At 57.7% G+C, this 16788-nt stretch carries 19 protein-coding genes; 1 reads left to right on the top strand and 18 read right to left on the bottom strand.

Features of this window, described 5'->3' with window-relative positions; all coding sequences use genetic code 11:
• Positions 1 to 14: 14 nt before the first annotated feature.
• The 6 genes from MHZ89_RS00725 to MHZ89_RS00750 all read right to left on the bottom strand — a co-directional run bounded on the left by MHZ89_RS00725 (position 15) and on the right by MHZ89_RS00750 (position 6038).
• Positions 15 to 644, bottom strand: a complete 630-nt coding sequence (locus MHZ89_RS00725) for an acetyltransferase (protein ID WP_311781454.1) — start codon at positions 642 to 644, stop codon at positions 15 to 17.
• A gap of 630 nt (positions 645 to 1274) precedes the next feature.
• A complete protein-coding gene (locus MHZ89_RS00730; RefSeq protein ID WP_311781455.1) occupies positions 1275 to 2567 on the bottom strand; it encodes a sorbosone dehydrogenase family protein in 1293 nt (430 codons plus the stop codon).
• Between the two features lie 12 nt (positions 2568 to 2579).
• Complete coding sequence (locus tag MHZ89_RS00735) at positions 2580 to 2987, bottom strand: DUF2231 domain-containing protein (RefSeq protein ID WP_120452568.1); 408 nt, start codon at positions 2985 to 2987, stop codon at positions 2580 to 2582.
• A gap of 131 nt (positions 2988 to 3118) precedes the next feature.
• Positions 3119 to 4234: an ABC transporter substrate-binding protein gene (locus tag MHZ89_RS00740; RefSeq protein WP_311781456.1), complete on the bottom strand. Its 1116-nt coding sequence runs from the start codon at positions 4232 to 4234 to the stop codon at positions 3119 to 3121.
• A 100-nt stretch (positions 4235 to 4334) separates the two neighbouring features.
• Entirely contained in the window at positions 4335 to 5162 is an 828-nt protein-coding gene (locus MHZ89_RS00745) for an MBL fold metallo-hydrolase (RefSeq protein WP_311781457.1), read from the bottom strand.
• 237 nt (positions 5163 to 5399) lie between these two features.
• Positions 5400 to 6038 (bottom strand): RpiB/LacA/LacB family sugar-phosphate isomerase, encoded by a 639-nt coding sequence (locus MHZ89_RS00750; RefSeq protein ID WP_311781458.1) that lies wholly within the window; start codon positions 6036 to 6038, stop codon positions 5400 to 5402.
• 138 nt (positions 6039 to 6176) lie between these two features.
• On the opposite strand from MHZ89_RS00750, the gene MHZ89_RS00755 reads away from it, so the two are divergent.
• Positions 6177 to 6506, top strand: a complete 330-nt coding sequence (locus MHZ89_RS00755) for a cupin domain-containing protein (RefSeq protein ID WP_311781459.1) — start codon at positions 6177 to 6179, stop codon at positions 6504 to 6506.
• 5 nt (positions 6507 to 6511) lie between these two features.
• Here the strand turns inward: MHZ89_RS00755 and MHZ89_RS00760 are convergent, their stop codons facing one another.
• The 12 genes from MHZ89_RS00760 to pqqD form a co-directional block, all read right to left on the bottom strand.
• Entirely contained in the window at positions 6512 to 6940 is a 429-nt protein-coding gene (locus MHZ89_RS00760; RefSeq protein ID WP_311781460.1) for a thiol-disulfide oxidoreductase DCC family protein, read from the bottom strand.
• Positions 6941 to 7046: 106 nt separating this feature from the next.
• Positions 7047 to 7643, bottom strand: coding sequence for a glucokinase (locus tag MHZ89_RS00765; protein WP_311781461.1), 597 nt, complete (start codon positions 7641 to 7643; stop codon positions 7047 to 7049).
• Positions 7640 to 8077, bottom strand: a complete 438-nt coding sequence (locus MHZ89_RS00770; protein ID WP_311781462.1) for a PTS sugar transporter subunit IIA — start codon at positions 8075 to 8077, stop codon at positions 7640 to 7642. Before MHZ89_RS00770 ends, MHZ89_RS00765 begins: the two co-directional genes overlap by 4 nt.
• Before the next feature lie 9 nt (positions 8078 to 8086).
• Positions 8087 to 8356 (bottom strand): hypothetical protein, encoded by a 270-nt coding sequence (locus MHZ89_RS00775; RefSeq protein ID WP_311781463.1) that lies wholly within the window; start codon positions 8354 to 8356, stop codon positions 8087 to 8089.
• Between the two features lie 58 nt (positions 8357 to 8414).
• Complete coding sequence (locus MHZ89_RS00780) at positions 8415 to 9257, bottom strand: class II fructose-bisphosphate aldolase (protein ID WP_120452552.1); 843 nt, start codon at positions 9255 to 9257, stop codon at positions 8415 to 8417.
• A complete protein-coding gene (locus tag MHZ89_RS00785) occupies positions 9244 to 10611 on the bottom strand; it encodes a PTS sugar transporter subunit IIC (protein ID WP_120452551.1) in 1368 nt (455 codons plus the stop codon). The genes MHZ89_RS00780 and MHZ89_RS00785 overlap by 14 nt, the downstream gene beginning before the upstream one ends.
• Positions 10604 to 10918, bottom strand: coding sequence for a PTS sugar transporter subunit IIB (locus MHZ89_RS00790; protein WP_120452549.1), 315 nt, complete (start codon positions 10916 to 10918; stop codon positions 10604 to 10606). Before MHZ89_RS00790 ends, MHZ89_RS00785 begins: the two co-directional genes overlap by 8 nt.
• A gap of 10 nt (positions 10919 to 10928) precedes the next feature.
• Positions 10929 to 11909: a 6-phosphofructokinase gene (locus tag MHZ89_RS00795; RefSeq protein WP_311781464.1), complete on the bottom strand. Its 981-nt coding sequence runs from the start codon at positions 11907 to 11909 to the stop codon at positions 10929 to 10931.
• Positions 11910 to 12382: 473 nt separating this feature from the next.
• Complete coding sequence (locus MHZ89_RS00800; RefSeq protein WP_311781465.1) at positions 12383 to 12967, bottom strand: YceI family protein; 585 nt, start codon at positions 12965 to 12967, stop codon at positions 12383 to 12385.
• Positions 12968 to 13098: 131 nt separating this feature from the next.
• A complete protein-coding gene (gene pqqF, locus MHZ89_RS00805; RefSeq protein WP_311781466.1) occupies positions 13099 to 15381 on the bottom strand; it encodes a pyrroloquinoline quinone biosynthesis protein PqqF in 2283 nt (760 codons plus the stop codon).
• Positions 15381 to 16523 carry a pyrroloquinoline quinone biosynthesis protein PqqE gene (gene pqqE, locus MHZ89_RS00810; protein WP_311781467.1) on the bottom strand — a complete coding sequence of 381 codons (1143 nt, stop codon included), beginning with the start codon at positions 16521 to 16523 and terminating at the stop codon, positions 15381 to 15383. The genes pqqF and pqqE overlap by 1 nt, the downstream gene beginning before the upstream one ends.
• Positions 16510 to 16788 carry a pyrroloquinoline quinone biosynthesis peptide chaperone PqqD gene (pqqD, locus tag MHZ89_RS00815; RefSeq protein ID WP_120452539.1) on the bottom strand — a complete coding sequence of 93 codons (279 nt, stop codon included), beginning with the start codon at positions 16786 to 16788 and terminating at the stop codon, positions 16510 to 16512. Before pqqD ends, pqqE begins: the two co-directional genes overlap by 14 nt.

The following is a 16788-nucleotide window of genomic DNA, read 5'->3' on the forward strand; positions in this document are numbered from 1 at the left end:
TCGGTTAAGTGTAGTCAGCCGTGGCGTTCGCAGAAACGCTCAATGTCGCCAGACTGAAAATCAGCCAGGTTCGCCATCAGCTTCTCCAGCGGCCACTCCCACCAGGCGATCTGTTGCAGACGCGCGGCGATAGCGGGCGTAAAGCGCATGCGGATCGGTTTCGCCGGCACGCCGCCCACTACGCTGTAGGGCGCGACATCTTTTGTCACCACCGCGCCTGCCGCCAGCACCGCGCCGTTGCTGATCGTAACGCCGGGCAGCACGATCACGCCGTGACCAATCCAGACGTCATGGCCGACAATCACGCGTGCGGCGCGCCGGTCGGCAAAAAATCCGCTGTCTCGCGCGGCGCTGGCGTCGTAATACTCCGGGCAATAGGTGAAGCGGTGCTGCGAAGCGCGCTCCATTGGATGATTCGGCGCGCCCAGTCGCACATGGTTGGCGATAGCGGTAAAGCGGCCTATTTGCGCGTCCGCCACGTTGCAGTGTTCACCAAGGTAGGAGAAGTCGCCCAGCGTGCTGTATTCGAGATAGCTGTGCGCCAGGATCTCGCACTGCTGCCCGACAGTGGTGTCGCGCATACGTACGCTGTCATGGATAAAGGTTTGCTGCAGTCTGGCGGAAGAGATGGCGTGCAAAGACATAAAAGCCTCGTCTGGTCAGATGTCTGGATAAGCCGCGCGCCCGGCGCGCCGGAAACAGCGCTGACGGTAACGGTCGAAGATGACATCCAGAAGACAGAGAGGTAAACCCGACGAAAAAGGCGGAGTGGTCAGCTCCGCCTTTATTCAAGTTCCGGCTAGTGAGCCTGGCCGGTCAGTTGCAAAAGGGCAACGATGATCTGCAAGATGACCCGGATAAGATCCAGGAGCAATCTAATCAGTTCCATCACTTTCCTTCTCCTTCAACAGGAGCGCGCTGTTCGGCTACCGAGGCTTTGACTCTACCCGCCGGGCGCCTAAGCACATCTTGTGGAGAGCGCTGAGCGGCACTCGTTGCTAAAGCCACAGGCCAGCACCACCTGATGCCTGCCGGGATTTTCAAAACTGTGCCCCTGGGAGCCGCCAGTCAGCTGGAGGTCCGCTTCGCGCTCAACACCTGTATAACCATACAGTATTTTGGCGAAACTTGAAATATTTCTCTGCGCTATTTAGAATCGCACTTGTGGAGAGTGCTGAGCACCTCGTTCGCAGCGCGGTCACCAGCCGTTAAGCGAACAAAAAAAGAAAGGATTTGGCCATGACGCCAAATCCTTTTTTTATGCCTGCGATTTATTACTTCGCGCTAACGCGCCACACCGTATTGCCGGCGTCATCCGCAATTAACAGCCCGCCCTGACGATCGGCTGCCAGCCCTACCGGCAAGCCCCTTACCTGCTTCTGATCGTCGGTAAGAAACCCGGTCACGACCGGCTGCGGCATACCGACCGGCTTGCCATTTTCAAATTTCACCCACACCACCTGATAGCCGTTAAGCGGCGAGCGGTTCCAGCTGCCATGCTCGCTGACGAAAGCGCCGCCGCGATACTGCGGCATATTATCCGCCTGATAGAAGAGCAGGCCCAGCGGCGCGACGTGCGAGCTGAGCGCATAATCCGGCTTAATCGCTTTCGCCACCAGATCGGGACGCTGCGGCTGCGCGCGCGTATCCACATGCTGACCGAAATAGCTGTAAGGCCAGCCGTAAAAACCGTTCTCCTGTACGGAAGTCATATAGTCCGGCACCAGGTCGGAGCCGATTTCGTCGCGCTCGTTGACAACAGCCCACAGCCGGTTGCTCTGCGGCTCCCACTGCAGGCCGGTCGGGTTGCGCAGCCCGGTGGCGTAAAGGCGGCTTGCGCCGGTCGCAGCGTCCACTTCCAGCACAGCGGCGCGATGGTATTCAGCGCCGATACCGTTCTCGGTAATATTGCTGTTGGAGCCGATGCCGACATAGAGCTTGCTGCCGTCGGGGCTGGCGACCAGCGATTTAGTCCAGTGGTGGTTAATGGGGCCGCCTGGAAGATCGGTAACCCGCTGCGGCGGGGTGCGGATCTCGGTTTCGCCTTCCTGATAAGGGAATTTCACCAGGCTATCAGCATTGGCGACATAGAGCGTATTGCCGATGAGCTGCATGCCAAAGGGCGAAAAGAGATTTTCAATAAAGGTGTGCTGCTCCCATTTGCCGTTCACGTTGCGCAGCAGCGTAATGCGGTTGCCACCCTCGCCGCCTTTTCCAGAGGCTTTCTGCACGATGCCCATAATCAGCTGTTTGGGCCGCGTGGTCGGTTTAGCCGGGCCGTTTGCCTCCGCCACCAGCACGTCACCGTTCGGCAGCGTCAGCACCTGGCGCGGATGTTTGAGATTCTCGGCGATCTTCTCAATCTTCAGCCCCTGCGCGACCTTCGGCATCTCACCCTGCTTCCACGGCACCCCTTCCGGCACCTGCATCGGCGGCATAAAGAAGTTCTTCGCTTCCGGCAGCTCCGGGTTCGGCCCCGTCTGTTTCTGCGGATCGAGCTGCGCGCCACTGTCGCAGCCAGCGAGAAGCGCGGTCAGCGCCATAGCGATAAGCGTTTGCTTTTTCATCGATGCTTCTCCTTAAGCTGTGCGCTGACGCAGCGCAAGTTGAACGTTGGCGATCAGCATCAGCGCCACCACAAGCGTCGACAGCGTTACGCCGGACGGCACCACGGCGTAAGCGTCGCGGCTGTGAACAAAGGCGTTCACAATCGCCAGCGCTATCGCCAGCAGAGTGATCCAGAAATGCACCTTCTCCGCGCGGCTGCTGCCGCGAAAGAGGTCAATCAGGGCGATAAGACGCGGAACAATGGCGATGACCAGCCCGATGGCGATCAGCCAGCTGGCGGCGTGCGTCCACTCCACGACGAAACTGTTAAGGTAAATGATGTCGAAGATCCATGCCGCCACAAAAAAGCCGAGCGGCACAGGTTCGAACAGCGTGTAAAGCGCCACGGCGAAAGCCGATCGTCCCGAGGTTCTGGTCATTATCATCTCCATGTCATTGAGCGATAGAGCGCGTAAAACGCGCCGCGCCTGTAAAATATTAGTAAATATGAAGAAAGATGACGGAAAGATTCAGGAGATGATGCCGCGGCGTCCCTGCCGCAGCCTGAGACTCAGCTTTTGTCCGCGGGCAGCGTTACCCAGTAGCCCGGCTGATAAGGCAGCGGTAAAAACTTCTCGTGAAATTCGCGGAACGTGGCGTCCGGATCGAGATCGGCAAAGAGATCGGGATGCAGCCACTTCGCCAGCGCCTGGATGGCGACGAACTGGTAAGGGCTGTCATAGAACTGATGCCAGATAGCGTGCGCGTGGCCGTTATGCGCGACCGGCAGGGTTTTAAAAGCGTCGCGCATCATCAAGGTGCGCAGGCGCGCTTCGGCTTCCTTCGTGTCGGCGCCCGGCCCAACGCCGACCCATTTGCCGACGGTATTGTAGTTCTTCCAGTTGGCGCCGGTTACCACCACGACGTCGGGACGGCTGGCGATAATCTGCTCCGGGTTAAGCGTGCCGAAGGTACCGGGGATCAAATCCTTCGCAATATTGCTGCCGCCCGCGATCTCTACCATCTGGCCAAAGTTTTCATTGCCGAATGACATGCAGCATTCATCGGTATAGCCGCCTGCGCGGTCAATCATCACTTTCGGGCGCGGGCCGTGGAAATTCTGAAGCCGCGCGGTAACGCGTTCGATCTGCTGGCGGCGAAAATCGATAATCGCCTGCGCGCGCTCCGGTTTATTCAGCAGTTCGCCCATAATGCGAATGCTTTTTTCCGCGTTAACCATCGGCGCTTCGCGAAAGTCGATAAAGACGACCGGAACGCCAACCGCCTGCAGCTTCTCAATCAGCTTCCCTTCATCGGTCGCCGCTCTGGATTCCAGGTTCATCAGCACCAGATCGGGCTTCAGGGTCAGCGCCTGCTCGACGTTAAAGGTGCCGTCTTTCGCGCCGCCAAAGGTCGGCAGCGCCTTAATTTGCGGATAACGCGCCTCATAAGCCCGATAGCCATCCCAGTCCGCTTTGTGAAAGTCGTCGCGCCACCCCACTACGCGCTGAAATGGCGCGTCGGTGTCGAACGCCGCCAGCAGATAAATTTGCCGCCCCTCGCCTAAGATAATACGTTTCGACTCGGCGGCGACCTCAACCTGACGGCCCGCCACGTCGGTAATAGTTTTGGCCGCAGCCGTTCCCGCTATGCATAACAACCCCAGCGCTAACATCCATTTTTTCATTCAGCTAACCCATACAAATGATAATGATAATTATTTATGTAAAGCGCCGTTACTATCACGCAAAATGGGTTAAAGGAGAAGAGGCGAAGAAAAAATGTTTTTAACGGCCGTCGAGCAGGCCCAGCTCGCGCCGGTCATGGCTGCAAAACAGCGTCACTTTCGCGTCGGTTTGCAGAGAAAGCGCGCGCAGCCGCTGTTGATTAGTACGCCAGGCTTCGCGATCGCTGCACATCATCCACTGGTAGAACCGCAGCCCAGGCGTACAGTGACGCTCCGGCTGGCGCATCTCCTCGCGGTAAAACCAGGCGTCACCGCCGTGCAGCAGCCAGCCGTCGCCCTGGCGCACCGCGACGCCCGCGTGACCCAGCGTGTGGCCGGGCAGCGGCACCAGCAGCACCTCGTCGTTAAGATCGTCGAGCGCCCTCACCGCATCAAAGCCGAACCAGCGCTCGCCCCCGCTGGCATAGCCGCGCCAGCCGCTGTGATTGCCCCACTGCTGCGGACGAAAACGCTGCCGCTGCAGCCAGCTCTGCCGCACTGGTGCCGTATCCAGCTCCCGCTGCAGCAGATGCACGCGCGCGTGGGGAAAGTCGCTGATGCCGCCCGCATGGTCGAAATCGAGATGCGTCAGGATAATATGGCGCACATCCTCTGGTTTAAAACCGAGATCGACAACCTGCTGCCATGCGCTGAGTTTGCGGTCGAACTGAATATTGTTAAACAGCCGAAAAAAGCCTGACAGCCGATGGCCGGGACGTGCCATATCCTGCAGGCCAAAGCCGGTATCCACCAGCACCAGCCCGTGCGCGTCTGTCTCCAGCAGCAGACAGTGGCAGCTGAGATGCGCCATCGGCGAGCGGCTGAATCCGTCATAGAGCGCGCCGCCAAAGGGACACATACAGCCGCAGTTAAGGTGATGAACGCGCATTTCTTCCTCCTTGCCTTTCGCCCTGTCGGTCAAAAGCTGGTTAATGATGAACGGGTTAATTAACAATAATGGTCAGCCCTGCCGCATCTGCAAGCGTGAGCGGCACAATCGTCTGAGTAATTCTTTATTGCGTGCTTATTCTCACGTGCAAGGAGCGGGAAAATCAGGCGCGGCGCTGGCGAGGAGGTTCGGAGGAAGAGAGAGGCGCGCGGTGGACACCGCACGCCAGCAAAAGCGTTACTGCGCGATCTGACGCACGAAGTCGGCAATTTCCGGCACCTGGCCGTGTTCGAACAGGCAGTGTTGCAGACGTGGGCCGCTGAGCGCGGTGCGCACCAGTTCTGGATCCAGCGCGCGCAGCGTATCGAGATAGTTCTCTTTCAGCATCGCCGCTTTTACCTGATTAAGGATACCGGCGTTACGCACCTGCGGCTCTTTCCGCTCTGGTGGATAACCCAGCCCTTTTTCGCCGGTGAAGGCTTTTTCGAAAATAAAGCGCAGGTTAAGCTCCGCGCCCCAGCCGAAGCCTTTGGCGAACGGCAGTGCCAGCGCGTTGCCGTTGTTGATCTGGGCAAACAGGTAGGCGTCCGCCGGATCGATACAGTAGCCGCAGACCACGCCCGGATGCAGGTTAAGAGAGATCAGCGCGCCCTGTCCGGTACCGCAGCCGGCGACAACAAAATCGACCGCCTTGCTGTTCAGCAGCACGCTGGCCATGATGCCGAGGTGAATATAGGTCAGATGGTGATCCTGCTCGTCGCTCATGCCAACGTTAAAGACCTGATGGCCCAGCGGCTGCGCCACATTTTCCAGCTCCTTGCGCACAACAGCGTTTTTAGCCGCCTGGCTGTTTTCCATCATTAATGCGATTTTCATGATCTGCCCTTAATTATTTATGAAACACTGTTTCATTTTAATCAAAAGCGGCTAAAGTGCATGCGTTAATCGCACGTCGCGCCGTGAGGAAAGTCACAAAAACGGCAGGCAGCAACCTGACCTGAATGAGGAGCGCATATGTTTGTATACCGATCGCAGACGCAGCCGGAAGATTTAGGCAATGGCGTAACGCGCCGCGTGCTGGCGCATGGCGGCACAATGATGGCGGTGGAGGTCACCTTTGAACGGGGCGCAGTAGGCCCGCTGCATCATCACCCGCATGAGCAGCTGACCTTTGTTTTGAGCGGTCGCTTCGCCTTTACTATCGCTGGCGTTACTCAGGAGGTCAGTGCGGGCGATACCCTCTATAAAGGCCCGAACGTCGAACACGGCTGCGTCTGCCTTGAGGCAGGCACGCTGCTGGATACCTTTACCCCGCAGCGTGCTGACTTTTTGTTGCCGAAGTGACGTTATCAGGAATGCAAAAAACGTCCCGGGTAGTCGGCGGTTACCGGAAGCTGCGCCTCGTAGCAGCCAAACAGCCGGTAGCGGTTGACGGCGATGCGGTTGTAGAAATAGTTGCTGATAAAGTCGGGGATAATGAACCTCAGCAGCGAGATCAACCCCCAGGGAAAAGGCATCAGTCGCATAACGCGCAAAATCGCCTGGGCGCGGATCCAGTGACGGTCGCCGTCAATTAGTACGATAGTGCGTATGTTTTCATCCGGCAGTCCGGCAAAGCGCAGCAGCGCCTTACCCTCTTCGCTCTGAACAGCTGCAAAGCGGATGCGATGAGAAAGCTTCCTGCGTAGCAGAAACTTGACCCAGCCATTGCACAGTTTGCAGATGCCGTCATAGAGCACAACTTTTTCGCCTGGCTTGAGGAAGGGTGGCAGTGACATAGTGCTCTCCTTTAATGGCAATTTATTGATTAAGTACGGTCATTAATTGCGCAGACGTCAAGCGGCAGGCGGGTATAAAATAACCGACCCTGCGGCCGGTTTCAGTTTAGCCCTGCCTATACAGGGCGTTACCAGAGGTGAAAGATGTTATGCGCGGCGGCTGTAATTGCTGCTTTAGCCAGCGTTCGGCGCCCTCCGTATCCGGCATGCTGGCGTCAACCTGATATATCGGGCCAGCCGCCATCGGCCTCGCCTGCTCCGCCAGCCGCCGCAGCTCCGGCAGATATTCCGCACCAGGATGCCCTGGCATCCGGTTCGACAGCCGCGCCTGGTAGCGCGCTGCCGCCTCGTCCGGAGATATCGCCATCCACAACTCCAGCGCCCGGCTGACGCCCGCGCTCGCCAGCCCCTCCTCCAGTACGCTTTTCGGCTGAAAGCCGAACCAGGCGTCAATCAGGTAGACGCACCCTGGCGGCGCCTGCCCGACGATTTCCCATATCGCCTGATAGGCGGCGCAGCCCAGCTGGCGATTGCGCTGGCGATCCACCGGCGCGAAGCTCGCCATAAAGGGCTCTTTTATGCTGTCGAGCGTCAGTACCGGCAGGCTCAGCCGCGCGGCAAGCGCCTGGGTCAGCGTGCTTTTGCCGGAGGCGGGAATGCCGTTTACCAGCACCACCTGTTTGGGTTGGGTTGCGAGCGTCATAAGATATCCATTACCTCCGCCACGCTGTTCGCCTGGCGTAAGCGCGCCAGCGTTTCCGCATTATCCAGCAGCGAGACAATGGCGCGGATACCCTCTTCGATATGCGCGTTGCTGTCGCGCGCGCCAAACATAATGACGATATCCGCTTTGTCGCTGCCATCGAACGAGATCGGCTCCTGTAACAGGAGCAGGCTAAAGCAATCTTTAACCACGCCGCTCTCCGGCCGCGCGTGAGGAATGGCAATCCCCTCTTCAAACACATAGTAAGCGCCATGCGTCAGCGTGTTAGCGATAACCGCTTCGGGATAGGAGGCTTTCACATAGCCGCCGCGCACCAGCGGCTGCGCCGCGAGCGCAATCACCTGTTGCCAGTTGCTCGCCCTGACGCCGACCTGAATGGCGTTGGCCTCCTGTAATACCTGTTTAATACTCATCAGGTCTCCTCAGATCGACTTGCGCATAATATTGCGCAGCGTATCCATTTTGACGAACAGCGCATCCATTTCAGTGCGGTGATGTTTACTTTTGGCAAATAAGCTCAGCGCCCGGTTATAGGCCTGCATTAATTGCTTTTGCGCTTCGCCGTCGCGGGAATTTATCTCCAGACGCTGTTCCAGCACGCTTATTTCCCTGTTCACTTCGCCGGCCTGCTGATTAATTTCCGCGTCATCCACGCTTTTATCTGGCGTAGCCTTTTTCATAAATCCAAACATAGCCTCTCCTGCCCCGAATCGCGCCGGGCAATGATATTTTCATGGTGGAGAAAAGAAATTAACGGAACAGCTGGATCTTCTCGACTAACACATCCGTCACGGCGTCATTCGCCGGAACGAGAAAGTTTCGCACGCTGTCGTTCACTTTGCCTTTTTCAAACGTCTGCTTGCAACGCGCCACCCACTGCACGTTCATTTCAGTGCCGACATTGACCTTTTCGATACCGTTGCGCACCGCCAGCCGCATATCTTCATCACTGACGCCGGTACCACCATGCAGCACCAGCGGCGTGCCGGTTGCCTGGGTGATCTCCGCCAGCCGCTGATGCTGGATATGCGCTTTGCCGGTATAGAGGCCATGAACGGTGCCGATGGAGATAGCCAGCATATCGACGCCGGTTTCATTCACGAAGCGTCTGGCGTCTTCTACGGGCGTAAAGGCGATCTCCTCCAGCGCCACTACTTTGCCATCCTCCGAGCCGCCTATTGCGCCAAGCTCCGCCTCTACTGACACGTTGCGCGGGCGCGCCATATCAATAACGCGACGCGTATTCGCAATATTTTCATCAATCGGCAGATGCGAGCCGTCATACATCACCGAACTGAACCCGGCATCAATGGCGGTCTGAATTGCCGCTAAATCTGAACAGTGATCGAGGTGCAGACAGGTCGGCACATTTTTACTGGCCGACAGCGAACAAATAGCGTCTACCAGCAGCCGGTAGCCTAAATATTTCGCGGTGCCGGTCGAAATCTGGATCATTAATGGGCTGTTGGTCTTCTCCGCCGCCTTAAAAAACGCGGGCAGCATTTCCAGGCAGTGCAAATTAAATGAGCCAAGCGCTTTAAACTCGCGTTGTTTAGCCACCTGCAGCAGATCGATAAAGTTATACAGACTCATGGATATTTTCCTCACGGGGCTTAGTGGATTTTCCGTTAACAAACCAAGCGATCAGGGTAATAAAGAGCACGAACAGCGCGACGAACAGCCAGTTGCCCTGGAAGGCGTGGCCTAATACCAGGCCGGTGCTGATAACGTCGGCATCGCTGAAGGTGACGCCGGTGAAACCGTAGCTTTCCAGCATCGGCACCAGAATGGCGGGCAGAAAGGTGATAAACAGCCCATGCACCACGCCGCCGATCATCGCGCCGCGACGACCGCCGAGCGCGTTGCCGAACACGCCAGCCGCGCCACCGGCGAAGAAGTTGGTGAGCAGACCGGGCAGGATCATCGCCAGGCCAAACATGGGGAAGACGATCATGCCGATGATCGAACCGAGCGTAGTGGCGAGAAAGCCGACAATCACGGCGTTGGGCGCATAGGGAAACAGCACCGGACAGTCGAGCGCAGGCCTGGCGTTCGGCACAAGCCGCATCGCGATGCCGCGAAACGCCGGCACCAGTTCATTGAGCAGCAGCCGCACGCCGCTGTAGAGCACAAACACCCCGGCGACAAACTGCATCGCCTGCATAAAGGCATACATCAGGTAGTTCATGCCGTTGCTGTAAGAGGCGATAAACGCGGGTCCGGCGGCCAGTGCCGGGATGAGATACATTGGCACCATCACGATGCCCATCGCCAGATAGGTATCCTGCAGGAATTTGAAATTGTCCGGCAGCTTGAGATCTTCCGTAGATCGCGAGCCTTTGCCGACCACTTTCGCCACCGCCGCCTGCACCAGATAGCCGATAGTACAGAAATGGCCGAGCGCGATATCGTCAGAGTCGGTGATGCGCCGTACCACCGGCTGTGCCAGCGCAGGCATCACAACCGCCATAATGCCGCCGAAAATGCCGCCGGTAAGGATCAGCGGGAGTCCGGTCAGTCCGGCCTTATAGCCAATCACGGTGCCGATAGTGGCCATCCACAGCAGCGCCTGCCCGGTCAGGAAAATATATTTAAAGGGCGTAATGCGCGCGATGATGATATTCACGATAAAGATCACCAGCAGCGTCAGCGCCACTTCCGATCCCAGCTCGCGGTTCGCCAGTCCGGCAATTGCGGCCACATCGGTGATATAGCCCTGCATGCCGAAACCGTGGGTAAATATGGTATTCAGGAAGGTTAGCGCGCCGACAATAATATTGATACCGGCCATCATTATCAAAAAGCCCAGCAGGGTTTTAAAGGTGCCTTCCACCACTTTACCCGCCGATTTACGCTGCAGCAGCAGACCGATCAGCGCAATAAAGGCGATCAGAATAGATGCCTGCCCTAACAGATCCCTGACCAGGAAATTAATCACGCTATTCATGATTCGCGACCTTTACATTATGCTCTTTTAAAAACGCCAGGATCTTTTCTTCAATTTCGCCTTTATCGGTAAGCCGGTTAAGCACAATAACGCGCTTCATCTCTTCCGGGCTGGCGTCGGCGTTTAATACGTCGGCAAAGGCTTTTTGCGTTAAAATAATATCGGACTTAAAGGCATTCGCTTCCGATATGGTGGTGTGATCGATGTCGGCTTCAATTTCCAGCTTCTTTAATACCGCCTTTGCGCTCATTTCGATGGCGAAACTGGAACCCAGTCCGCAGCCGCAGACACATAAAATTTTAAGCATGGCTATCTCCTCAGACTATATTCAGTTGTTTAGCGAGTTTGTAATAATGCCCTTCAGTATCGACAAGACGTTTTTTCATGCTCAATAAATCAATCGGAATAGGTTTATTGCTGCCATTAATAATGACCGCTTTATTCCGCATACCCGACTGAATACAACGCACCACTTCCTCCGCCATAATGGCGCCCTGATAAATCTCCTCGCAGGTGGGAGCGCCGTTACGCAGGCCGTAACCAATAATCGTTTTACGAATGCGCACGTCCGTCAGCGGCTCCAGCTGTTTGATCAGGGTGTCGATTGCCCCCTGAAAGCCAGGCGAGTATTCGCGCGTGTAGCCCTCTGAGCAGAGGATCACTACGCTGTTCTGCCGCTCCAGCCGCGCCCGGATACGTTCTGCCAGCTGCGGTACCGGGATCTGGCACTCCGGGATCAGCGCGAAATCAGCGTTGCTTTTAATCGCCGAGCGTAGCGTCAGCTCGCCGCAGAAGCCACCCAGCAGCTCCGCCATAAAAACGCGTCCGGCGAGCGCCCGGCCGGTATTGCGCAGCTTCGCCACCTCTTTCAATACCTGCTCGCAGGCGGTGGAAAAACCAATGGTGTAATCACTGCCGAAAACATCGTTGTCGATAGTCATGCCGACGCCGAAACAGTTAATGCCGAATTCGCTCAGCGTATGCAAAAACTGCAGTGAACCATCGCCGCCTGCCATAATGACTATTTCTACGCGCAGCGCTTTAAGCTGCCTGGCTATTTGCTCATATTCGCTGCGTACTAATTTCTTTTCGGTTCTGCCTGACTGCATTAAAGGAATGGAGGCGACGGAATAATCAACCAGGTCACGCCAGGCGATCTCCTGATGATGGTTATTAAGCAGACCCGCAATGCCGCCGTTAAATAACACCATCTCCGCCTGAGACAGTCGCGCCACCTGAAAGATAAAATTATTAATTCCGGCGACATCCCCTCCGCTTATCACCATGCCAATTCTCATTGTAACAACCTCTCCGCTTAATCCGCTCTGAGGTTATTGTTCCGGTGGACGCCTTTTAAATTTGCAACGAATATCACAAAGTGAGCAGAGACAGAGCGAGGATGAGGCTTGACATGTTCCGTATGGAGGCAATATTTGGGAGGTTAATCACAGTAGCAAAAAAGAAAGAAATCTCTTTTTTTGGCTATTATTCATTAAGTTGAGATAAAAAACGCTGTGCCATTTTAGTTGCGTACGCTCAGCGAATTTCGCATTTTTCACCATGATGCAGAATTGTGATTTCTACCTCATTTTTACGGCACATTCACTTATTTAAAGGTTAATTTATGCAAGGGGTGATAATTTCTGGCGAAATGATTCTTCAGCAGAGAACAGACTTTAGCGCCAGTAAAAAAGAGAGAATATGCGGTTAACTGATAAGGCGGATTAAGGCGGGAAATAACCTCTCTCTTGTTAAAGAGAGAGGTCTGACATTATTTCGCGTAGGCTTCAGTTGAAATAGTCAGCGTCACGTCGTCGCCGACGGCTGGCACATATTTATCCAGCTTAAAGTCGGAACGCTTGATGGTGCCGGTGGCGTCAAAGCCGATAGCCTGCTTTTTCACCATCGGATGCTCGCCCTGTTTGTTCAGGGTAGCGTGCAGCGTGACCGGCTTAGTGATGCCCTTCAGCGTCAGGTTGCCTTCCACGTCGAACTTGTTATCGCCCTTCGCAACCACTTTGGTGCTGTGGAAGGTCGCGGTCGGATATTTCGCGGTATCAAAGTACTCCGCGCCTTTAAACTCTTTCGTCAGCGCAGGAACATGGCTGTCGATGTGGCTCACTGGCAGCGTAACGTCAACGCGAGAAGCCGTTGCGTTTTCACTGTCAAACACCAGCGTTCCTTTACTGTCAGGAATATCAGCGGTGGGATGGGAAAAGCCAAAATGGGTCCAGGTAACGATAACGGAGGTATGTTCCGGGTTAAGCTCGTACTGCTGAGCGGCCGCCTGTGACAGCGGGACGTAGAGAGCGGTGGCAGCCAGCAGCGGCAGCGCAAGACGTTTAATATTTTTCACTTAGGGTTCCTTTTAAAACAGCCGAATCCCGTTGAGTGTCTCCGAAACGCTTGCGCAGATATAGTGAAGAGTTTTGGTCTTAATTTTCAAATAAATTCAGCAATATCCTGGCGTGATTATTGTCAATGCGCTTAATGCGTCGCCACCACAATGGCGTGATGCCACTGGCTGAGGAGCTGCGCCTGCGCCTGATGTAGCTGCGTCAGCGTAAGGCTCTCTGTTGAGGCCTTATCAAGATTGCGCAGCCCATGTGCCTGGCGTAGCGCGGACTGCAACGCGCTCGTGGCGTCCGGCGCGGCGTTAAGCTGTGCGTTAAGACGCGCGCTCAACGTTTCCAGCGTTTCAGCATCATCAGGTATCCGCAGCTGCTGTAAAAAAAGATGGCACTGCTCCAGCAGCGCATCGGGCATCATCTGCGGCGACTGCAAGGCAAAGAGAATGCCGTCGCGGTCGACGCAGCGATGATAGCGGCAGCTGACGACGTAGCCGATCTGCTGTTCGACGCGCATACGCTGGAAAAAACGCGGCTCCATCAGCAGCGCCAGCGCGCGCAGCGCCGCCAGCGATACCTCTGGTGGGCAAGGCAGAAACAGCAGCAGTGCGCCGTCGCGGCTGTGATGTTTCACGGTCAGCCGGTTGCCCTGCACCGGCTCTGCGGCTTTTTCGTCTGTTGTCCCAGGCAGCGGCGAGAGCCACCTTGCGATAAGGTCATGCTGCGGTGGCGAGCCGCCATAAAGCGCCGCGCACCAGCCCTCCGCAGGCGCAGCGCTCGCCACAGCCTGTGGCAGGCGTCGCAGCAGCTCGCGGATCGCCACATCATCCGGCGGCGGCTCGGCGGTCAGGCTGTCTCTCTGATGCAAGGCGTCCGGCAGTGACGCCAGCCACGCTTCGCTCTCCGGCGGCAATTGCGCCTCCAGCTGCCAGATGCCTTCAATCTCTCGCCAGCTTCCTCTGCCGCCCTGATGACGCAGCAGCGCGAAAAGCGGACGCAGGCAGCGGTCGATAGCGACGGCCGCCGTACGGCTAAGCGTGGTGAAAAAAGGGGGCCGCAGCAGCAGCGTGACCGGCTCTTTGCCCGGCGCCAGGTGCAGCAGCGGCGCGCGGGCAGCGGGCGGCGTCAGATGTGGGGCGTGCGTCGCCTGGGGATGAAACCGCAGCGTCGGCAGCGCGCCGTTAAAGTGGCCAGGCGTCCAGGGTTGCAGCGCCAGGGTAAACCCCTGCGTTTCCACCGTTTCGCCCTGCACCGCGGGCGAACTCCAGAGCCTTGCCTGCGGCGCGCTCATCAGCTGGCGCAGCAGCGGGATAAAACCTGCGGTATGGGTGGGCGGCGCAAACCCGAACGCCCGCTCGCGTAGCTGATCGAGCGGCGTAAGCGCGGCGAAACGCTGCTGCGCCAGCCGCAGATAGTGGTGCTGCTGCGCCAGAGATGTCTGCGCCAGCGCGCGCAGCGCCTGCGGATACCAGGCGCAGAGCGCCTCTGGCTGTTCCGTTTCGAACTGCAGCGCCAGCCAGCCGCCTGCGCTTTCCAGGCTAAGCCAGGTAAACTCAAGCTGCTGCGCCCACGCCTGCTGGCGCAGGGCGTGCATCGCGCCACCAGGCGCCTCATCCTGTAAAAACTCGCGCATCAGGGTGACGTTGTCACGTATTGTGGCTGTATCGCCGCGCAGAGCGGCGGTGATGCGCAGTTCTCCCGGCCCCTGAGTCGCCAGCGCGATATCCGCATCCCCGGCAAAATGAATAGCTTCTGCTGGTGGCTCCGCTCTCCCCAACGCCAGTTGCCGGGCAACGCTTTGCGCCAGCTGTTCCAGCTCCTCCAGCGTCTGCGGCCCCTGCAGCCATAGCTGCGTCTGACCCGCCTGAAAGAAGCGCTGATGAAACTGATGCAGCGCCTGCTTAAGCGCCCCGACATCGTCGCCAAAAGCGTCGCGGCTGCCGATATGAAAGCGCTGAAATGCAGATGGCGCGCTGACGCGCGTATTCAGCGCGGCTTCCCGTCTGGAGGGCGTGTGCTGCTGGATCAGCCGATACTCGGCATCAATGACCGCCGACTCCTGCGCGATCGCGTCAGGCGTAAACTGCGGCGCGGCCAGCATATCCGCCAGCCGCGCTACGCCTTCGGCCAGCAGGCTCGCCTCGGCCTCGAAAAACCAGGCGCTGCTGCGCGTCAGCGTGGTGGCGTTGACCCGCCCGCCCGCGGCCTGCACCCAGGGCATCAGCCGCGCGTCGCCCTGAAACCGGGCGCTGTCGCTGAACAGCAGATGCTCCAGCAGGTGCGCCAGCCCAGGCCATGCTTCGGGTTCGTCATGGCTGCCCGCCGCAACCTGCGCCAGCGCGGCGGCCTGCCGCGCGTCGGGCTGATGGATCAGCGTCACGCGCAGGCCGTTCAGCTGCAGCTGACGGATATTCAGCACCATCAAAAGGTCCGGGTTTTATAGATAAGCTGCGAATTGGTGCGGTTACGGAACTGCAGCTGCCCTATCTTCACATCGCTGCACGCCGCCTCGCGCCTCGCCTCGAGTATTACGTCGTGGTGCGGCGACTTGCTGCACACCGGATCGGCGTTGTCGGCATTGCCGGTCAGCATAAAGGCCTGACAGCGACAGCCGCCGAAGTCTTTCTCTTTCTCGTCGCACGAGCGGCAGGGTTCAGGCATCCAGTCGAAGCCGCGGTAGCGGTTAAAGCCGAAGGAGCGATACCAGATATCCTCCAGCGACTGTTCCAGCACCGACGGAAACGCCACCGGCAGCTGGCGCGCGCTGTGACACGGCAGCGCGGTGCCTTCCGGCGTGACGCTGAGGAAGATCGCCCCCCAGCCGCCCATGCAGGGTTTGGGACGCTCTTCATAATAGTCCGGCGTAACAAACAGCAGATTAGTCAGGTTGCCAGTGCCGCTCATGCGTTCGCGGTAGCGGCTGACGACCGCTTCCGCCTGCGCAATCTGCTCGCGCGTCGGCAGCAGGCCCTGGCGATTCAGCTGCGCCCAGCCGTAGAACTGGCAGGTGGCCAGCTCTACATCGTCCGCTTCCAGCTCAATGCAGAGGTCGATAATCTTGTCGATCTGATCGATGTTGTGACGGTGTAACACAAAGTTCAGCACCATCGGATAGCCATGTTTCTTCACCGCTCGCGCCATCTCAAGCTTTTGCTGGAACGCCTTTTTCGACCCCGCCAGCGCGGCGTTTAGCGTCTCGTCGCTGGCCTGGAAGCTAATCTGGATATGGTCCAGACCCGCCTCGGCGAACGCGTCCAGCTTCTTCTCGGTCAGGCCGATGCCGGAGGTAATCAGGTTGGTGTAGAAACCAAGATCGCGCGCGGCGCGGATCAGCTCCGGCAGATCTTTACGCGTCAGGGGTTCGCCGCCCGAAAAGCCGAGCTGCACGCTGCCCATGGCGCGCGCCTGGCGAAACACCTCAATCCACTGCGCCGTGGTCAGCTCTTTCTCCTGCTGGGCGAAGTCGAGCGGATTTGAGCAGTAAGGACACTGCAGCGGACAGCGGTAAGTCAGCTCCGCCAGCAGCCAGAGCGGCGGATTGACGGCAGGTTTATTCTGGGTCACGAAATATTATCCACTTTTGTTCATGCGCCGCGCGCAGAAACTCTTTAACGTCTTCGCCGACGCCGCCCGCTTCCGGGAAGCGCGCGTCGAGGTCGGCGATAATAGCGGCCACACTCTCTTTTCCGTTTACCCGTTCCAGAATGGCGGCAGCCGTTTCATTCAGCTTCGCCATGCCTTCCGGATAGAGCACCACATGGCTCTCCTGCGCGGCTTCCCACTGCATACGATAGCCGCGGCGGAACGCGGGGATAGAGTTTTCATTCAT

The sequence above is a fragment of the Pantoea sp. ACRSB genome (genome assembly GCF_022346905.1).
Lineage (GTDB): Bacteria > Pseudomonadota > Gammaproteobacteria > Enterobacterales > Enterobacteriaceae > Pantoea > Pantoea piersonii.

What these genes read in the sequence shown, in the direction of transcription:
- MHZ89_RS00790 (WP_120452549.1), bottom strand. Translation starts at nt 10,918, where the DNA reads ATGCTTAAAATTTTATGTGTCTGCGGCTGCGGACTGGGTTCCAGTTTC.
- MHZ89_RS00755 (WP_311781459.1), top strand. Translation starts at nt 6,177, where the DNA reads ATGTTTGTATACCGATCGCAGACGCAGCCGGAAGATTTAGGCAATGGC.
- pqqD (WP_120452539.1), bottom strand. Translation starts at nt 16,788, where the DNA reads ATGAATGAAAACTCTATCCCCGCGTTCCGCCGCGGCTATCGTATGCAG.
- MHZ89_RS00775 (WP_311781463.1), bottom strand. Translation starts at nt 8,356, where the DNA reads ATGTTTGGATTTATGAAAAAGGCTACGCCAGATAAAAGCGTGGATGAC.
- MHZ89_RS00760 (WP_311781460.1), bottom strand. Translation starts at nt 6,940, where the DNA reads ATGTCACTGCCACCCTTCCTCAAGCCAGGCGAAAAAGTTGTGCTCTAT.
- MHZ89_RS00765 (WP_311781461.1), bottom strand. Translation starts at nt 7,643, where the DNA reads ATGACGCTCGCAACCCAACCCAAACAGGTGGTGCTGGTAAACGGCATT.
- MHZ89_RS00750 (WP_311781458.1), bottom strand. Translation starts at nt 6,038, where the DNA reads ATGAAAATCGCATTAATGATGGAAAACAGCCAGGCGGCTAAAAACGCT.
- MHZ89_RS00725 (WP_311781454.1), bottom strand. Translation starts at nt 644, where the DNA reads ATGTCTTTGCACGCCATCTCTTCCGCCAGACTGCAGCAAACCTTTATC.
- MHZ89_RS00730 (WP_311781455.1), bottom strand. Translation starts at nt 2,567, where the DNA reads ATGAAAAAGCAAACGCTTATCGCTATGGCGCTGACCGCGCTTCTCGCT.
- MHZ89_RS00745 (WP_311781457.1), bottom strand. Translation starts at nt 5,162, where the DNA reads ATGCGCGTTCATCACCTTAACTGCGGCTGTATGTGTCCCTTTGGCGGC.
- MHZ89_RS00780 (WP_120452552.1), bottom strand. Translation starts at nt 9,257, where the DNA reads ATGAGTCTGTATAACTTTATCGATCTGCTGCAGGTGGCTAAACAACGC.
- MHZ89_RS00770 (WP_311781462.1), bottom strand. Translation starts at nt 8,077, where the DNA reads ATGAGTATTAAACAGGTATTACAGGAGGCCAACGCCATTCAGGTCGGC.
- MHZ89_RS00795 (WP_311781464.1), bottom strand. Translation starts at nt 11,909, where the DNA reads ATGAGAATTGGCATGGTGATAAGCGGAGGGGATGTCGCCGGAATTAAT.
- MHZ89_RS00735 (WP_120452568.1), bottom strand. Translation starts at nt 2,987, where the DNA reads ATGACCAGAACCTCGGGACGATCGGCTTTCGCCGTGGCGCTTTACACG.
- MHZ89_RS00740 (WP_311781456.1), bottom strand. Translation starts at nt 4,234, where the DNA reads ATGAAAAAATGGATGTTAGCGCTGGGGTTGTTATGCATAGCGGGAACG.
- pqqF (WP_311781466.1), bottom strand. Translation starts at nt 15,381, where the DNA reads ATGGTGCTGAATATCCGTCAGCTGCAGCTGAACGGCCTGCGCGTGACG.
- MHZ89_RS00785 (WP_120452551.1), bottom strand. Translation starts at nt 10,611, where the DNA reads ATGAATAGCGTGATTAATTTCCTGGTCAGGGATCTGTTAGGGCAGGCA.